Consider the following 20,800-nt stretch of genomic DNA (forward strand, 5'->3'; position numbering starts at 1 on the left):
GATCCGACATTTCAGGAATTTCTGAAATATCGGTCAACGCAGCATTCCGTCAATGGGTTCCGACAGCGTCATGGCCCGGAGAGGGGTCGGGCGCCAGCCAGGGCGCCCGACCTTGCAAGTTCCTACCCCTTGCGGTGCAGGGCCCGCATATTCGCGGAGACGCGGCGCCGCGACGGGCGCAGCGCGGCCTCTGCCACCACATCCAGCCGGGCGCCCTGCATCACGGCGCGGCCGGCGGCGAAGGCGCCATCGGTGAACGCCTTCTGCTTTTCCGCCACCATCTCCGCCAGCGCCGCGCTGGCGCCGACGGGGTCGGTGGTCAGCTGCATGCTGCGCAGCGCGAACACCCAGCCGGACTGCCAGGCGAACAGCGCATAGGCGGCGGGGTTTGTCACAGGGCGGCCAGGACCGCTTCGGCCTTGGAGACCTCGAAGGCGCCCGGCGCCTCGACGGCCACATGCGTCACCTTGCCGTCCTTCGCCACCAGCACGAAGCGCTGGCAGCGCACGCCGAGGCCGCGCGCCGTCAGGTCCAGCTCCAGCCCCAGCGCCCTGGTCAGCACGGCGGAGCCATCGGCCAGCATCACCACCTGGTCGGTGATGCCCTGGTCCTTGGCCCAGGCGCCCATGACGAAGGCATCGTTCACCGACATGCAGGCGATGGTGTCCACGCCCTTGGCGCGCAGCGCATCCGCATTGGTGACGAAGCCAGGCAGATGCTTGGCGGAGCAGGTGGGGGTGAAGGCGCCGGGGACGCCGAACAGCACCACGGTCTTGCCCTTGAACAGCTCCTCCGTGCCGACCTCCTTCGGTCCCTCGGCGCCGGCCTGGGTGACCTTCACGGAGGGGATCGCATCGCCAACCTGGATCGTCATACCGAATTTCTCCTCAGCCAATACTGGCTGCTTAGTGCAGATCGGCCCGATCCGTCCATGCAACAGCGTGCCCTGCGGGAACTACACTGCTTGCGGGGGCACGGGGGCACCGCCATGTTGAACGGCATCATGGCACGTCGCGATCCATCCCCCCCGAAAGATTCCCCCGCCAGCGCGGAGGGCGCAGCGGATGCGGCCGAGGAGGGCTACCTCACCGGCCAGCTGCTGGTCGCCATGCCCGGCATGTCCGACCCTCGCTTCGCCCGCAGCGTCATCTGCCTCTGCGCCCATTCGGCGGAGGGTGCGATGGGCATCGTGCTGAACCAGCCCTTGCCCAGCCTGACCTTCGATGACCTGCTGGCCCAGCTCAAGCTGGACCCGGTGCCGCCGGCGCGGCGCATCCGCCTGACCCAGGGCGGCCCGGTGGAGGGCGGCCGCGGCTTCGTGCTGCACACGGCGGATTGGGAAACCGAGGGCAGCCTGAAGGTGACGACCGGCCTCGCGCTGACCGCCAGCATCGAGATCCTGAAGGCGATCGCCGAAGGCGGCGGGCCGCGCCAGGGCGTGCTGGCGCTCGGCTATGCCGGCTGGGGCCCGGGGCAGCTGGATGACGAGATCCAGGGCAATGCCTGGCTGAACGTGCCGGCGGACGAGGCGCTGCTATTCGCCGAACAGCCGGACCAGCTGTGGCGCGTGGCGATGAGCCGGCTCGGCATCGACCCCTCCGCCCTGTCGGGCAGCGCCGGCCACGCCTAGCTCCGGTTACGTGCGTAGGCCGGACGGGCAACGCGCCCGCCCGGCCTTTATGCCGCGTGATCAGTTGCTGGAACGGTTGCCGCTGGAGGAGCCGCCCGACTGGCTGCCACCCTGGCCACCGCCCTGGCTGCCCGACTGGCTGCCGGAGCTGCCGGTAGCCTGATCGCCGCCGGACTCGCTGCCACTGGCCTTGCTGCCGCTGGCCTGGCTACCCGAACCCGAGCCCTGGTTCCCCGAACCCTGGCTGGCCTGGCGGCCGGAGCTGCTGCTGCCGGACTGTGCCATGTTGGCGGCATTGGCGCTGACCATCGCCTGCTGGGTCTCCCGCAGCGCCTGGTTCGCCACCTCCATGGCGCGGTTGCGCTGCTCGCCGGCCGGCATATTGGCCATGGCCTGCACCGATTCCCGCAGCCGCTGCGCCGCCTGGAACAGGCGCTGCATCGCCTGGCCGTATTCCGCATCACCGCCCGGCACCGCCGGGTTGCCGCGGGAATCCGCCCGGTTGTAGTTCGCGCCCGACTGGGCACCCGACTGGGCACCCGACTGGCTGCCAGACTGGCTGCCCGACTGCTGGGACGTCGCGTTCTGCCCCTGGCGGTTCTGGCTGGACTGGTTGGACCCGCCCGACTGGGCGAGGGCGGCGCCGGAAACCGCGATGAGGGCGGCGGCGGCGGTGGTGCTGATCCAATTGGCCTTCATGAGCAAATTCCTCCGTTTGTCTGGGCGCCACCGGGGCGGCGCTGGCGAAGCAACGGGGCTTGTCCCGGCAAGTTCGCCCGAATTTCGCCTTATTCCGCCCAGGTTTCGCCTCATCTCCGCAACCTTGGCCGTGCCTCCGCGCTTGCACCGCCCCGCATCCCGACGCACACCTGCGGCATGGCTCCCGCGCCCCGGATTCGCCTGCTGCCCGAGACCACCGCCAACCGCATCGCGGCCGGCGAGGTGGTCGAACGCCCGGCTGCCGCGGTGAAGGAACTGGTCGAGAACGCCCTCGACGCCGGCGCCCGCCGCATCCTGGTCTCGCTGGAGGAAGGCGGCATCGGCCGCATCCTGGTGGAGGATGACGGCCACGGCATGGGCGCGGACGACCTCGCCATGGCCCTCGAACGCCACGCCACCTCGAAACTGGCGGAGGAGGCGATGCTGTTCCGCATCGCCACGCTGGGCTTCAGGGGGGAGGCTTTGCCCTCGATCGGCGCCGTCTCCCGCCTCACCCTCACCTCCCGCCTGATCGACGGCGCGGCGCATGCCATCAGCGTCGAGGGCGGCCGCAAATCCGCCGTCGGGCCGGCCGCCGGGCCGCCGGGCACACGGGTGGAGGTGCGCGACCTGTTCTTCGCCACCCCGGCCCGCCGCGCCTTCCTCCGCACCCCGCGGCATGAGGCCGAACAGGCGGTGGAGGCGGTGCGCCGCCTGGCGATGGCCTGGCCGGAGGTGGCCTTCCGGGTGGAGGTGGAGGGGCGGCTCGCTTTGACCCTGCCACCGGCGGACCGCACCGGCCGCATCGCCGCGCTGCTCGGCGCGGATTTCGCCGCCGCCGCCGTGCCGGTGGAGGCGGACCGCCAGGGCCTGCACCTGTCCGGCCTCGCCGGCCTGCCGACGCACCACACCGCGACGGGCGCCGCGCAGCATCTGGTGGTGAACCGCCGCCCGGTGCGCGACCCGCTGCTGCGCACCGCGCTGCGCGTGGCCTACCGGGACATGGTGCCGGCCAAGCGGTTTCCGGTCGCCGCGCTGTTCCTGGAGGTGCCGCCGGAATCGGTGGATGTGAACGTCCACCCGATGAAGACGGAGCTGCGCTTCCGCGACCCGGCGGCGGTGCGCGGCCTGCTGATCTCGGCGCTCGGCCGGGCGCTGGCGGTGGGCGCGGCCGGCGCGGCGCCGGAGGATGTGGCGGTGCCGGCCTGGGACGCAGGAAGCTGGGACGCCAGCGGCCCGGATGCGCGGATGCGGCATGCCCAGACCGGAGAGGCACGGACCGGAGAGGCACGGACCGGGGACCGGCAAGCCGGGGATGCGCCGCCCCGCGATGCCGGCGCCGCGCCCGGCTTCGCGGAGGCCGCGCCGCCCGGCCTCGGCCGCTTCCCCGGCTGGCAGCCCCCCGCCGGTTCCTCATGGCAGGGCCCGCAATCGCGGCTCCCCCAGCCGCAGCGCCCGCGCACGGCCAGCCTGCCGCTCGGCTTCGCCGCCGCCCAGCCGCCGCCCGCCGTCGCCGCTTCCGGCGGGGATTTCGGTGCGGAAGGCCCGCTCGGCCGGCCGCTGGCGCAGATCATGGAGACCTATGTGCTGGCCGAGGCGCCGGACGGGTCCCTGGTGCTGGTGGACCAGCACGCGGCGCATGAACGGCTGACGCATGAGGCGCTGCGCGCGCAGCTGGTGGAAGGCGGCGTGCGCGCCCAGCCGCTGCTGCTGCCCGCGGTGGTGGAACTGCCCGCCGCGGACGCCGCGCGGCTGCTGGACCGGGCGGGCGAGTTGGCGCGGCTCGGCCTGGAGATCGAGGGTTTCGGCGGCCCCGGCGCGCTGCTGGTGCGCGCCATGCCGGCGCTGCTCGGCGCGCCCGACCCGGCGCCGCTGCTGCGCGACCTGGCCGAGGAACTGGCCGAGATGGATGAGGCGCTGGCGCTGGAGGCGCGGCTGGATGCGGCGGTGGCGCGGCTGGCCTGCCACGGATCCATCCGCGCCGGGCGGCGGCTGGGGGGCGCGGAGATGGCGGCGCTGCTGCGCCAGATGGAGGCGACGCCGCGCGCCGCCACCTGTTCGCACGGCCGCCCCACCGTGCTGCGCTTCGGCAAGGCGGAGCTGGAGAAGCTGTTCGGCCGCCGCTGAACCCTGCATGATCGGCGCAACGAATACGGGAGACGCGCCGATGCCATCCGCTGGGCCATCCTCTGGGCCATCCTCTGGGACCGCTGCTGGGAGCCAGGCCGCACCGCTGATGCAGCTGATCTATGCCTCCCGCCCCTTCGGCTTCTCGGGCGAGATACTGGACGACATCCTGATGGCGGCGCGCCGCAACAATAAGCGGGACGGGCTGACCGGCGCGCTGATCTGCCGCGCCGACCTGTTCCTGCAGATGCTGGAAGGCCCGCGCGACAAGGTGACCGCCACCTTCGGCCGCATCCTGCGGGATGACCGGCACCTGGAAGTGTCCCTGGTGTGGTCCGGCGACGCGCCGGCACGGCTGTTCGGGGAATGGGACATGCTGGACGACCCGGCGCGGAGCTGGATGTGGAGCCGGGAGGATGTGCGGGCGGGGGCGATGGTGCGGGCCTCGGCGGCGGAGGCGCGGGCGGTGTTTGATCGGGTGGCGGAGGAGGTGGGTTAGGAGCGGGCTTTATTTAATGTGTTTTGCCATGACCTTCCGACCAACGAATTTTATCCCGCTCTGATTCAATCTCAAGGTGGCTTTTTCCAGTGGCGCAAATTGCACTTCCCCTGACGCCACCCAAAACCATTCAGCCACGTTTACTCCATCACGGAGATGCTCTCGAAGCTGGATGCGAGCTGCCGCAAGCTTGCTGATTACCGTGCTTATTTCACTATTTTCGGCTGAGTGCGGTTCAAGGCCGAAAACCTTTTTTGTGGGTCCATGACCAATTAGGTAGTCCCAGCGATGCTCCTGTTCCCTGCCCTTTTGGAGAGCGCGGTCTGTGTCAATACTGTCAACGAAATGCTCCCGCAGTTCTTGATCAATGTGCCGGCGATGTGTCGATTGGATGGCGCCGAGCCCATCTTTAACTTGAGATAGCAGCGGCGAATTGGGTTGCAACGCTAATTTGACCGGCGTGCTGGGCTTGGACGCAGCGCTTGGTGTGCGGCGATTTTTCACTTGTTGGACTCATTTACTGCGGTACGGACTGTATCCGCAAACTTAGATGAATATCCTGTTAGTCCTCCCCAACCCGCCACACGATCATCGTCAGATGATGGGTCAAGATCTGAAATATCAACCGATTTGACTTGACCCAGATCATCAAACTCTAGAAGAAAGGAACGGTAATCTTTAGTTAGCGCTGCTTCGGCAACAGCTTGCATAGGGCGCGCTTGAACGTCAAATGCTTGACATATCAACTGCCACCTTGCACGATTTTTCTTTAAGATCTGCATCATCCACATCATAGCTAGCACATGAGGCGAATGGGTCGAGAGAACCACTCGGTACCCTCGCCAAAGAAGATCAAGAACCAGCAACATTACTGCGGTAATTGCCTGGGGATGAAGGCCCATTTCAGGCTCTTCAATAACGACCCAGTCTATATCTTTGCGTTTCCTCAGCTGTGTGGGCGGAAGCAAATGATACAATCCCAGCAGCAAGGGGGTGAATTCTCGCTGTCCTGCCGTCCAAGTCATAAATGGTAGATGCATGTTGCCGTGAACAAGCTTTAACCTCTGCGCATGCTGCTGATCCTCCTCGATCCCGACTGTACCGCCATGAAAGACAGCATCATTAATCTTTTCTCGAATTTCCTTCTTTAATCTTTTCTCTACCGGAAACAGTGTCTTTGCTTCATTACCGCTAAATCGGTTAAATAAATTTTGACTGAAGAGCCGCGCAACCGCGGGCGTTTCAGATGTCAATTTTTGAAATGGCGACGCCCATCCATCATGGATCAAAATAGATCTGTGGGCCGGAACGAAAAACAAATTCTCACTTCCCGAACCTCGCCGCGCGACCCCTTTAAGTGATATTTCTGACCGACCAAATGCGACCGATGTTGAACCCGGCCTCCACGCAGCGGACATGCCGCTACCAAATATCAGATCGATGATGGCGTCTGGGCGATCGGCGGGATGACCAGCTGCTCGTAGCGCATCCGCAACTTGACGTCCGTCCAAGGCAATCTTTAGCCACTGTAGCGCCAGACTTTTGCCTGCGCCTTGCGGGCCAACCACTACCGTCAGATCTCCGAAATTTAGCTTTACGTCCTGAAGATGCGCGAAATTCCTGATGTGTAGCGCGTTTGCCGCCGACTTTAAGGCTGTAGCTGACGGCTTACTCATGGCTCTATGGACCTTTGAAATGTCGCACAAAAAAATGCCCGCATTCAAGACGAGGCGCGATTCTATCGCCCATCCTACACGCGGCTACTCGGCAATAATTCTGTCTGGCTGTCCTCAAAAAGGCAACAGATGAGTAAAGTCAGCGACGGAGTGTGCTGTTGGCCCCCCACTCGGCCCGATTGACTTCCCACCCCTCCCCCTCCACCACTTCCCCCATGCCCAAGCTCCAAGCCGCCCAGATCCCCGTCACCCCCTTCCAGCAGAACTGCGCCCTGATCTGGGATGCCGAGACCCAGCGCGGCACGGTCATCGACCCGGGCGGCGATGTGCCGCGCATCCTGGCCGCCATCGCCAAGGCGGGCGTGACCATCGACAATATCCTGCTCACCCATGGCCATCTGGACCATGCCGGCGGCGCGGATGCGCTGCGGACGGCTCTCACGGAAAGCCAGGGCGCCCCGGTGCCGGTGGAGGGGCCGCACCGGGATGATGCCTTCCTGCTCTCGGGCATCGCCGCCCAATCCCAACAATACGGCATCCCCGGCCTGCAGAACGCCACGCCGGACCGGTTCCTGGAGGAAGGCGAGACCATCCGCATCGCCGGCCAGGAATTCGGCGTGCTGCATTGCCCGGGCCATGCGCCGGGGCATGTGGTCTTCGTCAACCAGGCGCTCGGCCTCGCGGTGGTGGGGGATGTGCTGTTCCGCGGCTCCATCGGCCGCACGGATTTCCCCTATGGCGACCATGAGGCGCTGATCCACGCCATCGTCACCAAGCTGCTGCCGCTGGGGGATGAGATGCGGTTCCTGTGTGGGCATGGGCCGGGCTCCACCTTCGGCGATGAACGGCGGACCAATCCGTTTTTGCCGCGGTAGAGGGGCGCAGCTAAGGCCCCCACCCAACCAGCCTTCGGCGTTGCGGCAGTGCCGCAACCCCCCGCGAAGAGCAGGGGAGGGCTTAGCCAGTTACCGACGGGCGGCGGCGCGTTCGCTCATGATGCAGGCGAATACCACCACGGCCGCGCCGGCCAGCATCGCCGGCAGGGGAATGCGGCCCCAGAAGGCGAAATCCCAGGTCAGGCTCCAGACCAGGCCGGAATAGCCGAAGGGCGCCAGGCGGCTGGCCGTGGCGTGGCGGAAGGCCTCCGCCAGGCACACCGTGGCGGCGCCGACGATCAGCCCGTTGCCCACCATCTGCGCCAGGCTCAGCGCGGTGGGGGTGGACCATTGGCTCAGCCCCAGCGGCAGCATCACCGCGAAGCCGAGCAGCGATGGCCAGAACAGCACCCGGCCGATCCCCGGCTCCGTCCGCAATTGCCGGTTCAGCACGAACACCGCCGAATAGCAGCAGGTGCCGCCCAGCGCATACAGGTAGCCCAGAAGCGGCGGAGACGCGGTTCCGCCGGCCGGCCCCGCATCCCCCACCAGCCCCGGCGCCAGCCCGATCGCAACGCCCGCGAACCCCACCGCGCACCAGGCCCAGGCCACCGCCGGCGGCCTTTCCCGCAGAAACCAGGCGGATAGCGCCAGCACCAGGAAGGGGGAGGTGAAGAACACCAGGTAGCCCTCCGCCAGCGGCAGCAGGCTGAAGGCCTGGAAGAAGCAGATGGCGCTGCCCAGCATCACCAGGGACCGCGCCGCATGCAGGCGCGGAAAGCGCGTGCCCAGCGCACCGCCCCAGCCGGGGATCAGCGCGCGGGCGCACAGCACCACCAGCAGCAGCGCGGCGAAGCGCACCAGCAGCACCTGCCAAACCTCATGCCCGGCCGAGGACAGCAGCTTGCTATTGGCATCGAGCAACCCGAACAGCCCGATGCCTGCCAGCATCAGCACCGGACCGCGCACCGCCTTCTCCCCCAGGATGATGCGCGGGTATGCCCGCGGCGCGGGCCGCAAGTCCATGGCAGGCCCCGCGCATGGCAGGGCTGCACCGCGCCGGCGCATGCCACCTTCCCACCGCCGCCGAGACAGGGCACAAGCCGCGGCGCCATGACCCCCCAACTCGCCTCCGTCCTGATGCCGCTGATGCGTGGCATGGACCCTGAACGCGCGCATGACCTGGCCCTGCGGGCCCTGCGCTTTGGCCTCGCCGGGGCGGATCGCAGCGCGGATGACCCGGTGCTGGCGACGCACGCGCTGGGGCTGGATTTCCGCAACCCGATCGGCCTCGCCGCCGGCTTCGACAAATCCGCCATCGCCATCGCGCCGCTGATGCGGCTGGGCTTCGGCTTCGTGGAGGCCGGGTCGGTCACCCCGAAGCCGCAGATCGGCAACCCGAAGCCGCGCCTGTTCCGCCTGACGGAGGACCGGGCCGTGATCAACCGCATGGGCATGAACAATGCCGGCCTGCCCGCCTTCCTGGCCCGGCTGGCGCATCTGCCCCCCGCTGGTACCGGCAATCGGCCAGCGGTGCTCGGCGTGAACATCGCCATCAACAAGGATGGCGCCGCGCCGCTGCGGGATTATCCGGCGCTGTATTCCGCCGTCGCGCCGCATGCCGGCTACGTCGCCATCAACGTCTCCTCCCCCAACACGCCCGGCCTGCGCGATCTGCAGGGGGAGGCGATGCTGCGGGACATCCTGGCTGCGGTGGTCGCGGCGCGGGACGCGCTGGCCGGCCCGCGCCCGCCCATCCTGGTGAAGATCGCGCCCGACCTGGCCCCGGCGGCGGTGGAGCCGATTGTCGAGGCGGCGGTGGCGCAGGGCATCGCCGGCCTCATCGTCTCCAACACCACCATCGCCCGCCCGGCGCCGCTCCGTTCCGCGCTGAAATCCCAGGCCGGCGGCCTGTCCGGCCCGCCGCTGCGCGCCGCGGCGACGGAGATGCTGCGCCGCGTGGCGAAGCTGTCCGCCGGGCGGGGCCTCACGCTGATCGGCTGCGGCGGGGTTTCCAACGGCGCGGAAGCGTTGGAGAAGATCCGGGCCGGCGCCGCGCTGGTGCAGCTCTATGCCGCCTTCGCCTATGACGGCCCGGCGCTGATCCCGCGCCTGAAGCGGGAACTCGCGGCGGCGTTGCGGCGGGACGGATTCAAGAACGTGGCCGAGGCCATCGGGGTGGATGCACGATGATCATGCTGGACGGGGTCGCCGCTTTGGCGGACCGCTATGATGGCTTCATCCTGGACCTCTGGGGCGTGGTGCATGACGGCCGAAAGCCCTATCCGGGCGTGGCCGAGGCGCTCGGCAGGCTGAAGGCCCGCGGCAAGCGCATCGCCTTCCTGTCCAACGCGCCGCGCCGGTCCTTCGTGGTGGATGCGCTGCTCACCGGCATGGGCCTGGACCGCGCGCTGTGGGACGGCACCATGACCTCCGGCGAGCTGGCCTGGCGGCATCTGAAGCACCGCGACCGCGCGGATTTCGCGGCGCTGGGCGTGAAGGCGCTGCATATCGGGCCGGAGCGGGACCTGTCGGTGCCGGCCGATACCGGAGTGGAGCTGGTGGGATCGGCCGAGGAAGCCGATTTCGTGCTGAACACCGGCCCGGAGCCGGCCCTCGGCAACCACGACATCGAACCCTATCGCGCCGCGCTGGCCGCCTGCGCCGCCCGCCGGCTGCCGATGGTCTGCGTGAACCCGGACCGGCATGTGATGGTGGGCGATGAACGGGTGATCTGCGCCGGGGCGCTGGCCGATCTGTACAGCGAACTCGGCGGGCCGCCGGCGATCGAGATCGGCAAGCCGGACCCGGCCTGCTACCCGCCGGTGCTGGACCTGCTCGGCATCACGGACCGCGCCCGCGTGGTCGCCATCGGCGACAGCCCGCATACGGATCTCGCCGGCGCGCAATCCGCCGGCATCGATGCCGTCTGGGCGCTGACCGGCCTCGCCGCCCATGCGCATGGCGCGAAGCCGGACCCGGAGGTGCTGGCGCAGGTCGCGGCGACCGAGGGCGTTCGCCCCGTCGCCGCCCTGCTGGGGCTGCGCTGGTAGGCCTGCCGGACCGCAGGGGTGGGTTGCGCCGGGCGGGTGTGGGCCGGCGCGGCGGGCGGGCCTACACTCCCGCACTGTGAACCCTCCCCAGGCTGCCGCCCTCCCCCGCCCGCCGATCTGGCTGCTGGTCGCGATCATTGGCATCGGGCCCTTCACCATGCAGGTGCTGGTGCCCTCCCTGCCCGCGATGGGGCGGGACCTTGGCGCCAGCACCTCCACCGTCCAGCTCACCGTCACGCTATACCTGCTGGGCGTTGGCGCCGGGCAGTTGATCTATGGGCCGCTGTCGGACCGCTTCGGCCGGCGGCCGCTGCTGATGGGCGGGCTGGCGCTGTATGCGGTGGCCAGCCTGGCGGCCGCGCTGGCACCGGGTATCGGGGAGCTGCTGGTCGCGCGGGTGGCCCAGGCGGTCGGCGCCTGTGCCGGGGTGGTGCTGGTGCGCGCCGTGATCCGCGACGTCTGGGCGCGGGACGAGGCCGCGAGCGTGCTCGGCTACGTCACCATGGGCATGACCATCGCGCCGATGGTCGCGCCGATCCTCGGCAGCCTGCTGGAACAGAGCTTCGGCTGGCGCGCCAGCATGGTGGCCTGCCTCGGCTTCGGCCTGCCGCTGGCGCTGGTCGCCTGGCTGCGGCTGGAGGAAACGCTGCCGGCGCCGCAGCCGCTGCCCGGGCTGGGTGCCATCCTGCGCGCCTATCGCAGCCTATGGGCCATTCCGGCCTTCCGTGCCTATGCGGCGCTGACGGCCTGCGCCACCGGCATCTTCTTCGCCTTCCTGGGCGGCGCCCCCTATGTGGTGGTGCAGGGCATGGGCTATTCGCCGGTGCAGTTCGCGCTGGCCTTCGCCGCCATTTCCGTCTTTTTCGCCGCCGGCAATTGGCTGGCCGGGCGGCTTTCAAGGCGGATGGGCGTGCTGCGGATGCTCGGCATGGGCACCGTCATCACCACGCTCGGCGCGGTGGGCGCGGCGATCGCCATGGTGGTGTTCCCGCCGCATATCCTGGTGTTCTTCGTGCCGATGGCCGCGGTGGCGGTGGGCAACGGCATGACCCAGCCGAATGCCATCGCCGGTGCGCTCAGCGCCCGCCCGCAACTGGCCGGCACCGCCTCCGCCCTGGTCGGCGCCTTGCAGATGGGCTTCGGTGCGCTGATGACCTTCATCGTCGGCTTGGTGGAGTTCGGCAGCGGCATCGGCACCTCCCTCACCATGGCGGCGACCGGGGTGGCGTGCCTGATGGCCCTGCGCGGCGCGCGCCGTGCGGGTGGGTAGGGCAACTGGAGGGGGCGGCAATGGGCGACAGCTACATGCGCGAACAGGCCGAGGCGCTGGCGCAGCATCTGCGGCTGACGGACGGCAAGACCGGCTATGTCGAGGCCACCGCCGATGGCTTCCAGGTCTTCCTGCGCCGCAAATGGCCGGGCAAGCAGCTGGCGAGCTGGGACGGGCTGCCGGTGGAATGGATCGAAAATCTCGGCACCCACATGACGCGCGGGCGCTGAAGTCTCAGGGAAACCGCTTTAGGCTCAGGGGGCCGGCGCCGCCTCCGCGGTGAACATCTCCGCCACCGCCTCGCCAAAGCCTTCCATCGGGATCGGCACCGCCACCGTCTGCCGCTGGGCCGCGGCGACGAAGCTCAGCCGCAGGGTCGTGGCCGCCCGCAGCGTCACCAGCACTTCATCGGTCACCACCGTGGCGGCATAGATGCCGGCGGTGTCGCTGCTCTGGAATGGCAGGCGCTGCGGCGGCGCCGCATCCATCTGCCAGGCGATGCCGCCCTGCAGCCAAGTGCCGTGCGGCAATTGGAAGATCAGCGCCAGGGACCGCGACTCGCGCTGCCGGGTCAGCAGGATCTGCGCCAGCGGCGTGTTCTGCGGCCGCAGCACCACGGTGGTGGAAACGCGGCAGGTGCGGGGTGCCTCCGGCGTCGCCGCGGCACAGGCCATGCGCCAGCTCGGCACCGGCGCCTCGGCGGGCGCTTCGCCGGATTGGACCGGCGGGGCAGGCGGCGGCGGCAGGGGCGGCGGCGCATTGCGCTGCGCCAGGGCCGGATGCGCCAACAGTGACGCGAGCAGGACTAACGGAGCGGCCCGCCGCACCGATCAGGGCCGCGAGCGGCGGGTGGTCCGGGGCGCCGTCTCCGGCGGCGATGCGCCGGCGGGGCGGCCGGCATCGAAGCCCAGGAAGCCCAGCTCCGGCCGCGCCGCGCCGCCATTGCCGGCCCAGAGCTGCGCCCCCACCGGCTCCGCCGCCAGGGTCGGCGGCGTGTTCATGGGCGCCCGGCTCCGTGCGGCGGCGGGCGGCGGCGCCGCGGCCAGGCTGGCGGCGATCGCGGCGGCCGGGGAAGGCTGGCCCGGCACGGAAGGCGGCGGCGGGGCGGAGCCGCGGGTGCGGTCGCGGGCCGAGAGCAGGTAGAAGGCGATCTCGTTGCGGCCCTGGTCCACCGCTGCATCCAGCGGCGACAGGCCGAGCGCGTTGCGCGACTCGATATTCGCGCCGCGCGAAACCGCATCCCGCGCCGCCGGCAGGTCGCCGCGGGCGATGGCGTCGAACAATGCGGCATTCGGCGAAAGCCCTGCCGCCGCGGCATCCGCCGGGATCGGCGCCGGGGCGCGGCGCGCCGCCAGGCCGGGCAGCGCCGGCGCGGCGACGCTTGGCGCGCGCTGCGTCTCGGCCGGCCGGATGATGCCCTGCGCCTGCACAACGGGCGCCAGGGTCGGGAAGGCCAGCAGCGTGGCCAGCAGGGAAAGGCGGAGGGATGCGCGCATGACGGGGAAACTAGGCAGTTTCAGCCCCGCGAGGAAGGGCATGCGGCCCATCTCACCCGCTTTTGGCTCAGCCGCAGCCCTGGCCGCGATAGGTGAATGTCTCCACCCGCCCCTCCCGCAGGGTGAAGGTCAGCTCGCAGCGCAGTTCCGCGATGCCGGGCGGCGCGGGCCAGTAGCCGTAGCGCGGCCCCCAGGGGCCGTAGGCCGGCCCGTAGAAGCCCGGCGCGGGTGCCACCGCCACGTTGCGGCGTTGCTCGAACTGCAGGAAGCGGCGGCCCTCCGCCTCATGCACCCGCACCGGCACGCCGAGCGCCGAGACCAGCTCCGCCTCCCCGAGTCCGACGAAGGTCGAAAGGCGCTGGTCCAGCGTCGGGCCCTGGGCACAGCCGGCTAGCAGGGCGGGAACCATCATCAGGGCGGCGAGACGTTTCATCCCGCGCATATGGGACGCCGCGTGGTGCCACCAAATCAGCAGCATGCGAGCCTCAGCGCCCTTCGCGCCGCCAGGCGAGCAAGGCCAAGCCCAGCACCATCGGCAGCGCCAGCCAGGGCGGCAGCAGCGGCAGGGCGGTGATGCCGGTGACGCTGTGGTCGCCATTGCGCCGCAGCCCGATCCAGCCCGCCTCCAGCCCGCCACCCGTTGCGCCCCCTTGGGCATCGCGCCCGATCGCCACCCGGCGCAGTTCCGGCACCAGCGGCGAGTCGCCGGTGCCGAGCCAGCGCGTGGCGCCGCCGGTGGCGGTGGCCAAGGCTGAAAGCGGCGTGGCATCGGCGCGCAGATCGGCCACCTCCATCGGGTTCGGCGCCTCGGCGGCGGCGAAGGCGGTGCGGCGGCCGTCGCCGGCCTGCCAGACGCCGGCCTGCATCGCCGGCCGCTCCACCACCGCCCGGCCGGCGCCGCGCGTCTCCGGCATGTGGCGGCTGATCGTGCCATCGGGGGCGGTGACGGTGATCTCGGGCGCGGCGGCGGGCTCCAGGCTGCGGCGCGTCACGGTCAGCCTGCCGTGATCGATCCGCGCCGTCAGATCCTCCTCCTCCAGCTCCGGCTCCTTCATCGTCCAGTGCGCGATGCGGCGCAGCAATTCCTGCTGCGGGCCGCCGCCATCATGGCCGCGCGACCACAGCCAGATGTGGTCCGACAGCACCAGTGCCACGCGGCCTTCCCCGACCCGGTCCAGCACCATCAGCGGCGCATCGCCCGGCCCCTGCATCACGGTGCTGCCGGCCCGCGCATCGGCGCGCAGCGCGCGATACCAGCGGCCCCAGGTCGCCTCGGCCAGATTGGCGCCTTCCGGCGTGAAGCTGTTGGCGCCCGGCAGGTTCTCCGTCACCGGATGCCGCGCGCCGAGCTCCGTCACGAAAGGCCGGAACGGCTGTTCCAGCAGCGCCGCCTGCGCAGCGCCCATCCCGGTCTGGGGCCGCGCCGGCAGGATCTGGCCTAGCGGCGTGGCCGCGAGGCTGGTAGGCCCGGCGAATTCCGGCCCGACGGACAGCAGCAACGCGCCGCCGCCGCGCACGTAGTCGGCGATGTTGCGCAGATACACGGGCGGCAACAATCCGCGATTGCCGAAGCGGTCGAAGACGATCAGGTCGAATTCGCGCAGCTTCACCTGGAACAGCTCGCGCACCGGGAAGGCGATCAGCGCCAGCTCATGCAGCGGGGTCAGGTCGTCCTTCTCCGGCGGGCGCAGGATGGTGAAGTGGACCAGGTCCACATTCGGATCCGCCTTCAGCAGCCGCCGCCAGGTGCGCTGCCCGGCATGCGGCTCGCCCGAGACCAGCAGCACCCGCAGCCGGTCGCGCACGCCGTTGATGGCGACCACGGTGCGGTTGTTGAGGTCGGAGACCTCGCCCCCCTCTGGCCCGGCGCGGGTTTCCGCCGTCAGTTCCACCACCGTCTGGCCGCCACGCTCGATCGGCACGGCGATGCGGTGCTCGCGCCCCACCGGCACGGATTCCACGCGCGGCGGCTGGCCGTCGCGGCGGATGGTCAGCCGCGCGGCGCCGCCCGCATCCGGCCGCGCGCCGAGATCCTCCACCACCACGCGCAGTTCCACCGGGCGGCCGACGATGCCGAAGCCCGGCGCCTCGATCACCCGGATGCGGCGATCCACCTCGCCGGGCCGGCCGGGCAGGATCTGGTGGAAGGGCGCATCCAGCGCCGGGGCGGCCGGAACGTCATGCACCTGGCCGTCGGTCAGCGCCATCACCCCGGCCAGCCGGGCGCGGGGGATGTCGGCCAAAGCGCGTTCCATGGCGGTGAACAGCCGCGTGCCCTGGTTGCCGCCCTCCGGTACCTCCACCGTGCGCAGTTCCAGGTCCGGCAGGCGGCGGGCGCGGGCCTCGATCTCGTCGCGGGCGGCGGTGATCTGTTCGGGGCGGGCATTCAGGCCGGTGCTGGCGCTGCGGTCCACCATCAGCAGCGCGATGTCGGGGCGGGTCTGCCGCGTCTCCTCCACCAGTCGCGGATTGGCGAGTGCCAGCAGCAGCGCGGCGAAGGCCAGCGCGCGCAGCCAGGCGCCGCGCGCCGGCTGCCAGCGGCGCGTGCCGTCGACATCGCGCGGCAGCCGCAGCAGCGCCGGCAGCAGCGCCAGCAGCGCCAGCACGGCCAGCCCCGCCAGCAGCCAGGGCGGGATGACGGGGGCGAAATCGATCCCTGCGAGAGCCTGGTTCATCGGTCAGTTCCCGAGCCGCTCGAGGATGGCCGGCACATGCACCTGGTCGCCCTTGTAGTTGCCGGTCAGCGCGTACATCACGAGGTTGGTGCCGAAGCGATAGGCCAGGGTGCGCTGCCGGGCGCCGCCCGGAATCGCGGCATAGGGGTTGTTGCCCCGCCCATCGATCGCCCAGGCGGAGGCCCAGTCATGCCCGCCGATGATGACGGGGCTGACACTGTCATTCGCCCGGTCCTGGTCGCGCGCCACCCACACCGTGCCCCCGGCGAAGCGGCCAGGCAGGTCCTGAAGCAGGTAGAAAGCACGCTTCAGCACATGATCCTGCGGCACCGGCGCCAGCGGCGGCACCGTCAGGTCCCGCGTCAGTCGGCGCAGTGCGGTGCTGGCGCCGGGGGCGTAGCCGGCGCCGGAGCCTTCGTCCCGCGTGTCGAACAGGATGATGCCGCCATTGCGCATGAAGCCGTTCAGCGCCGCCACGCCCGCCACATCCGGCTGCGCCGAATCGGCGGTGACCGGCCAGTAGAGCAGCGGGAAGAAGGACAGGTCGTCCCGCCCAGGCTCCACCGCCACCGGTTCCGCCAGCGCCGCCGCCGTGCGGCGATTGACGAAGTCGGAAAGGCCGACCAGGCCGGCGCGGCTGATCTCATCGACCTGCGGGTCGCCCGTGACCACATAGGCCAGCCGCGTCGCCAGCGCCGCCGCGCCATCCTGCGCCCGCGCCGGGCCTGCCATCATCCCGAGCGCCAGCAGCGCCGCCACCACCGCGCGCCGGCCCGGCCGCGCCAGCACGCCACGCAGGCCGAGCGAGACCAGCAGATCCACCACCAGCAGCAGCATCGCCGCCGCCAGCAGCCAGGGGCCGAGATCCCGTTCCGCCGGCACCCCGCCGATCGCCCGCAGCACCGTGCCCGTGGGTGGCGCCGCCGCCAGCCGCGGGGCCGGCACGCCGGCACCAAGGTTCAGCGCCCGGCGATGCGCGCCGTCGCCACTGGTGCCGGTGCCGTACCAGCCTGGCGGATGCCGCGGCGAGGGCGCCTCATTCTCCACCCGCGCGCCGGAAATCGGCTGTGCACCCGGCGAGGGCGGGCCAAGCTGGCCGAAGCCGTCCAGCGTCTCCATCGGTGCCAGTGGCGCCTCCCCATCAGCGCCGCCGACACCGGCGGACAGCGCCACCAGCCGGCGCAGCATGTCGACGAACAGGCCGGACAGCGGCAGGGATGACCATTCGGCATTGGCGGTGACGTGGAACATCACGATCCGCCCGGCGCCGCGATTGTCCCAGGTGACCAGCGGCGTGCCATCGGCCAGCCGCGCCCAGGTATGGCCGGACAGCCGGGCGGAGGGTTCGGCCAGCACCTGGCGCTCCACCGTCACTTCCGGCGTCGGCTCCAGCCCCTGGAAGGGCGAGCCTTCCGGGAAGGGTGCCAGGGTCTGTGGCCGTTCCCAGGACAGGGCGCCGCCCAGCTGCCGTTCCCCGGCGCGCAGCGGCACCGGCAGCAACCCGTCCGGATTCTCGGCCAGCCGTGGCCCGGCGAAGCGCACCAGCGTGCCGCCGGCCTCGATCCAGGCGGTCAGCTCATCGCGTTCGCGGCCTGCCTCCACCGGGCGGTCAGCCAGCACCAGCACGGAAAGCCGCCGCGCCAGCAATTCCGGCACGCTGCCACGGCGCAGCTCGGCATGCGGGGCCAGGGCGCGATCGAGGTAGAACAGCTCCCCGATCAGCGGCACATCGGCGGCGGTGGCCTCGCCGCCCGCGATCAGGCCCACCGGGCGGCGCCGGAAGCGTTCATCCAGCAGCACCGTGGCATTGGCGCCGGCCACCTCATCCAGGTCCAGCCGCACCACCTGGTTGCGGATTTCCAGCGGCAGCGGCAGCGCCGCCTCGGCCTGGGTCGCGCCGGCCGGCACGGTGATTTCGGTGCGGGCCAGAGTACGGCCGTCGCCGGTGCGGGCCAGCACGGCAGCCTGGCTCGGCACCGGCAGCGGCGTGGTCAGCAGGGTCAGCGCAAGCTGGTCGGCCTCGGCACGGGGCGGCGGCAGCAGGCGGGTCGGGCGGCCCTCGCTACGTGCCAGCACCAACGCTCCACCCTCCGCCAGCGCGGTGGCGAGCGGGGTGAAGGCATCGCCCTCCGCCGCATGCTCGATGCCATCCGCGACATACAGCGCGGCGAAGCGCTCGCCATGCTGCGTCCGCCAGCCGCTGAGCGCCGCCAGCGCCCCGGCGCGGTCCGGCGCCCAGGGCTTCGGCCGCAGCGCCACCAGCCGGCCGCGCAGCTCCTCCGCCGGCATCAGGCCGGTGATGCGGGGCGCATCCGGCAGGGCGGGCGGCGCGGTCAGCAGCAGGGCGGTGCGGCGGCCCTCGCGGGCGGCGCCGTCCAGCTCAGCCTCCGCGGCGGCCATGCGGTCCGGCCAATCGGCGGCAGCCGCCCAGCCATCATCCACCACCACCAGCAGCGGCCCCTGCCCGGCCGCGCCGGCCGCCGGCCCCCAGATCGGTCGCGCCAGGCCCAGGATCATCAGCGCCGCCGCCGCCAGCCGCAGCGCCAGCAGCCACCAGGGGGTGCGGGCGGGGGTCTCCTCCGGCGCCGGCATCTCCTGCAACAGGCGCAGAGCGGGAAAATCCTGGCGCTTCGGCGCCGGGGGCGTGACGCGCAGCAGCCACCACAGCACCGGCAGCGCCGGCAGGGCGAGCAGCAGCCAGGGGGCGGCGAAAGTCAGGGGTCCGAGGCTCAGCATGGTCCGACGCTCGGCATCAGGTTGCCCTCATCCCGGGGCCAGACGCTGATGCAGGGCCAGCAGCGCGGCTTCCGGCGGGTGGTCGGTGCGGTGGGTGGCGATGGTCCAGCCTGCCGCTGCAGCCAGTGCGGCCAGACCCTGGCGATGCCGGGCGACGCGCTCGGCATAGACGGCCCGCACCGATTCCACGCGCGGCACCAGCGTGCCGGGCGCGCCGGCCACCACCGGTTCGAACCGCACCCGCCCGGCATAAGGCAGCGTCTCCTCCGCAGGGTCGATCACCTGCAGCAGGTGGCCGCGCACGCCCTGGCCGGCCAGACGCGCGATAAGGCGGCGGGTTTCCTCCAGCGGATCCCAGAAATCGCCCAGCAGCACGGCGCGCGCATGGCGGGCGAGGCGCGGATCCTCCGGCTTCGGCGCCATGCCGGCCAGGCCATCGGCGATCTGCGGCAGCGCGCCGCGGCCGGCATAGGGGCGCGGCTGGCCGAACAGCCGAACCCTTTCGCCGCCGCGCAGCAGCAGGGCGGCCAGCGCCAGCAGCAGCAACTCCGCACGATCCGCCTTGGTCGGCAATTCGCGGCCGCTGCGCCAGGCCATGCCGGCATCCGCCGCGCGCCACAGCGCCACGGTCTGCGCCGATTCCCATTCCGTCTCGCGGATGAACAGCCGGTCCGACTTGCCGGATTGCCGCCAGTCGATGCGGCTGGCCTGGTCGCCGGCGACATAGGGCCGGAACTGCCAGAAGGCCTCCCCGGGGCCGGAGCGCCGCCGGCCATGCACGCCCGGCATCACGGTGGCGGCGACGCGTTCCGCCTGCACCAGCAGCGGCGGCAGTCGGGCGCCGAGCTGTTCGGCCCAGGGAACGACCAGGCGCGCCGTTGCGGGGCGGGCGGGGCTAACCAAGCTGCGCCTTCAACACGTCCAGCACCTCATTCAGATGCACCCCATCCGCGCGGGCGGCAAAATTCAGCGCCATGCGATGGCGCAGCACCGGCTCCACCAGCGCGTGCACATCCTCGATGCTCGGCGAGAGCCTTCCCTCCAGCACCGCGCGCGCGCGGGTGGCCAGCATCAGCGCCTGTGCCGCGCGGGGACCGGGGCCGTAGGCGAGGTGGCGGCGCACCGCCTCGATCTCGGTGGATTCCGGCCGGGCGCTGCGGACCAGGCGCAGGATCGCTTCCAGCACCTGCTCGCCGACCGGCAGGCGGCGGATCAGCAATTGCGCCGCGGAAAGCTCGGCCCCGGTCATCGCCGGCACCGCCTTCGCCTCCTTCGCCCCGGTGGTCGCCAGCAGCATGGCGCGTTCGGCGGCGAGGTCGGGGTAGGTGACGTCGATCTCCAGCAGGAAGCGGTCGAGCTGCGCCTCGGGCAGCGGGTAGGTGCCTTCCTGCTCGATCGGGTTCTGCGTCGCCAGCACGTGGAAGGGCGCCGGCAGCGAATGCACCTCCCCGGCGATCGCGACCTTCTGTTCCTGCATCGCCTGCAGCAGCGCCGATTGCGTGCGCGGGCTGGCGCGGTTGATCTCGTCCGCCATCAGCAACTGGCAGAAGACCGGCCCCTTGATGAAGCGGAAGGACCGCCGGCCATGCGCATCCTCCTCCAGCACCTCGCTGCCCAGGATGTCCGACGGCATGAGGTCCGGCGTGAACTGCACCCGCCGCGCATCCAGGCCGAGCACGGTGCCCAGCGTCTCCACCAGCTTGGTCTTGCCGAGGCCCGGCACGCCGACCAGCAGCAGATGGCCGCCCGAGAGCAGGGTGATGAGCGTGCGCTCCACCACCTGTTCCTGCCCGAAGATGACACGGCCGACACCTTCGCGTACCCGAGCCAGCCGCCCTGCCAGCGAATCGGCTTCCTTCAGCAGAGATTCCGCCTCGGCGCTGTCCGCCACTTCCACCATGCGGGTCAGGCTCCCTATATGCGTCACATCCGATATGGGGCGAGTATCCACTCCACCCATGCCGGATGCCACATCGCAGTGCATCAATCGCGAGATCGGTGAAACGCGAGCGGCGGAGAGGGGAACCGGGGCGGATCGTTCGTCGGCCCAGGGGCCGCGGCCAC

General features: G+C 70.9%; 21 protein-coding genes. 8 read left to right on the forward strand and 13 right to left on the reverse strand.

From position 1 onward, the window contains the following. Window positions 1-122: 122 nt before the first annotated feature. Window positions 123-395, reverse strand: coding sequence for a hypothetical protein (locus tag HB662_RS06160; protein WP_168048280.1), 273 nt, complete (start codon window positions 393-395; stop codon window positions 123-125). Continuing rightward, on the reverse strand, window positions 392-874 hold the full coding sequence (locus HB662_RS06165) for a peroxiredoxin (RefSeq protein WP_168048282.1): 483 nt from the start codon (window positions 872-874) through the stop codon (window positions 392-394). Before HB662_RS06165 ends, HB662_RS06160 begins: the two co-directional genes overlap by 4 nt. A gap of 129 nt (window positions 875-1,003) precedes the next feature. On the opposite strand from HB662_RS06165, the gene HB662_RS06170 reads away from it, so the two are divergent. Next, window positions 1,004-1,630 carry a YqgE/AlgH family protein gene (locus HB662_RS06170; RefSeq protein ID WP_168048284.1) on the forward strand — a complete coding sequence of 209 codons (627 nt, stop codon included), beginning with the start codon at window positions 1,004-1,006 and terminating at the stop codon, window positions 1,628-1,630. A gap of 60 nt (window positions 1,631-1,690) precedes the next feature. Here HB662_RS06170 and HB662_RS06175 read toward each other — a convergent pair whose 3' ends face one another. After that, complete coding sequence (locus tag HB662_RS06175) at window positions 1,691-2,329, reverse strand: hypothetical protein (protein ID WP_168048286.1); 639 nt, start codon at window positions 2,327-2,329, stop codon at window positions 1,691-1,693. A 177-nt stretch (window positions 2,330-2,506) separates the two neighbouring features. On the opposite strand from HB662_RS06175, the gene mutL reads away from it, so the two are divergent. Together mutL and HB662_RS06185 are read left to right on the forward strand one after the other, a co-directional pair. Beyond that, a complete protein-coding gene (gene mutL, locus HB662_RS06180) occupies window positions 2,507-4,456 on the forward strand; it encodes a DNA mismatch repair endonuclease MutL (protein ID WP_168048288.1) in 1,950 nt (649 codons plus the stop codon). A gap of 109 nt (window positions 4,457-4,565) precedes the next feature. Further along, complete coding sequence (locus HB662_RS06185) at window positions 4,566-4,955, forward strand: BLUF domain-containing protein (RefSeq protein ID WP_209443136.1); 390 nt, start codon at window positions 4,566-4,568, stop codon at window positions 4,953-4,955. Between the two features lie 9 nt (window positions 4,956-4,964). On the opposite strand, the gene HB662_RS06190 is transcribed toward HB662_RS06185, so the two are convergent. Together HB662_RS06190 and HB662_RS06195 are read right to left on the reverse strand one after the other, a co-directional pair. Next, the gene (locus HB662_RS06190) at window positions 4,965-5,459 is read right to left on the reverse strand and encodes a hypothetical protein (RefSeq protein WP_168048292.1); all 495 of its coding nucleotides are present in this window, start codon (window positions 5,457-5,459) and stop codon (window positions 4,965-4,967) included. Further along, a complete protein-coding gene (locus HB662_RS06195) occupies window positions 5,456-6,631 on the reverse strand; it encodes an AAA family ATPase (RefSeq protein WP_168048294.1) in 1,176 nt (391 codons plus the stop codon). The genes HB662_RS06190 and HB662_RS06195 overlap by 4 nt, the downstream gene beginning before the upstream one ends. 215 nt (window positions 6,632-6,846) lie before the next feature. Between HB662_RS06195 and HB662_RS06200 the strand changes: the two genes are divergently transcribed. Next, entirely contained in the window at window positions 6,847-7,506 is a 660-nt protein-coding gene (locus tag HB662_RS06200; RefSeq protein ID WP_168048296.1) for an MBL fold metallo-hydrolase, read from the forward strand. 90 nt (window positions 7,507-7,596) lie between these two features. Here the strand turns inward: HB662_RS06200 and HB662_RS06205 are convergent, their stop codons facing one another. After that, on the reverse strand, window positions 7,597-8,532 hold the full coding sequence (locus HB662_RS06205; protein WP_245185473.1) for a DMT family transporter: 936 nt from the start codon (window positions 8,530-8,532) through the stop codon (window positions 7,597-7,599). Window positions 8,533-8,619: 87 nt separating this feature from the next. Between HB662_RS06205 and HB662_RS06210 the strand changes: the two genes are divergently transcribed. The 4 genes from HB662_RS06210 (at window position 8,620) to HB662_RS06225 (ending at window position 12,059) form a co-directional block, all read left to right on the forward strand. Then, window positions 8,620-9,699: a quinone-dependent dihydroorotate dehydrogenase gene (locus HB662_RS06210; protein WP_168048298.1), complete on the forward strand. Its 1,080-nt coding sequence runs from the start codon at window positions 8,620-8,622 to the stop codon at window positions 9,697-9,699. Continuing rightward, the gene (locus tag HB662_RS06215; protein ID WP_168048300.1) at window positions 9,696-10,559 is read left to right on the forward strand and encodes a TIGR01459 family HAD-type hydrolase; all 864 of its coding nucleotides are present in this window, start codon (window positions 9,696-9,698) and stop codon (window positions 10,557-10,559) included. Before HB662_RS06210 ends, HB662_RS06215 begins: the two co-directional genes overlap by 4 nt. A gap of 76 nt (window positions 10,560-10,635) precedes the next feature. Further along, on the forward strand, window positions 10,636-11,829 hold the full coding sequence (locus HB662_RS06220) for a multidrug effflux MFS transporter (RefSeq protein WP_342449455.1): 1,194 nt from the start codon (window positions 10,636-10,638) through the stop codon (window positions 11,827-11,829). Between the two features lie 20 nt (window positions 11,830-11,849). Beyond that, complete coding sequence (locus tag HB662_RS06225) at window positions 11,850-12,059, forward strand: hypothetical protein (RefSeq protein WP_168048304.1); 210 nt, start codon at window positions 11,850-11,852, stop codon at window positions 12,057-12,059. Between the two features lie 24 nt (window positions 12,060-12,083). On the opposite strand, the gene HB662_RS06230 is transcribed toward HB662_RS06225, so the two are convergent. Genes HB662_RS06230 through HB662_RS06260 form a run of 7 tightly spaced genes read right to left on the reverse strand, consistent with a single transcriptional unit; the run spans window position 12,084 to window position 20,636 of the window. Then, window positions 12,084-12,617: an invasion associated locus B family protein gene (locus HB662_RS06230; protein ID WP_168048306.1), complete on the reverse strand. Its 534-nt coding sequence runs from the start codon at window positions 12,615-12,617 to the stop codon at window positions 12,084-12,086. Between the two features lie 42 nt (window positions 12,618-12,659). Next, complete coding sequence (locus tag HB662_RS06235) at window positions 12,660-13,367, reverse strand: ankyrin repeat domain-containing protein (protein WP_168048308.1); 708 nt, start codon at window positions 13,365-13,367, stop codon at window positions 12,660-12,662. Window positions 13,368-13,392: 25 nt separating this feature from the next. Continuing rightward, window positions 13,393-13,803, reverse strand: coding sequence for a hypothetical protein (locus HB662_RS06240; RefSeq protein ID WP_168048310.1), 411 nt, complete (start codon window positions 13,801-13,803; stop codon window positions 13,393-13,395). A 7-nt stretch (window positions 13,804-13,810) separates the two neighbouring features. Further along, complete coding sequence (locus HB662_RS06245) at window positions 13,811-16,000, reverse strand: hypothetical protein (protein ID WP_168048312.1); 2,190 nt, start codon at window positions 15,998-16,000, stop codon at window positions 13,811-13,813. A 3-nt stretch (window positions 16,001-16,003) separates the two neighbouring features. After that, the gene (locus HB662_RS06250; RefSeq protein WP_171970219.1) at window positions 16,004-18,736 is read right to left on the reverse strand and encodes a DUF4159 domain-containing protein; all 2,733 of its coding nucleotides are present in this window, start codon (window positions 18,734-18,736) and stop codon (window positions 16,004-16,006) included. A gap of 27 nt (window positions 18,737-18,763) precedes the next feature. Next, window positions 18,764-19,639, reverse strand: a complete 876-nt coding sequence (locus tag HB662_RS06255) for a DUF58 domain-containing protein (protein WP_245185474.1) — start codon at window positions 19,637-19,639, stop codon at window positions 18,764-18,766. Continuing rightward, the gene (locus tag HB662_RS06260) at window positions 19,632-20,636 is read right to left on the reverse strand and encodes an AAA family ATPase (protein ID WP_168048314.1); all 1,005 of its coding nucleotides are present in this window, start codon (window positions 20,634-20,636) and stop codon (window positions 19,632-19,634) included. Before HB662_RS06260 ends, HB662_RS06255 begins: the two co-directional genes overlap by 8 nt. Between the last annotated feature and the right edge of the window lie 164 nt (window positions 20,637-20,800).

Source organism: Falsiroseomonas frigidaquae (genome assembly GCF_012163145.1).
Taxonomy (GTDB): domain Bacteria; phylum Pseudomonadota; class Alphaproteobacteria; order Acetobacterales; family Acetobacteraceae; genus Falsiroseomonas; species Falsiroseomonas frigidaquae.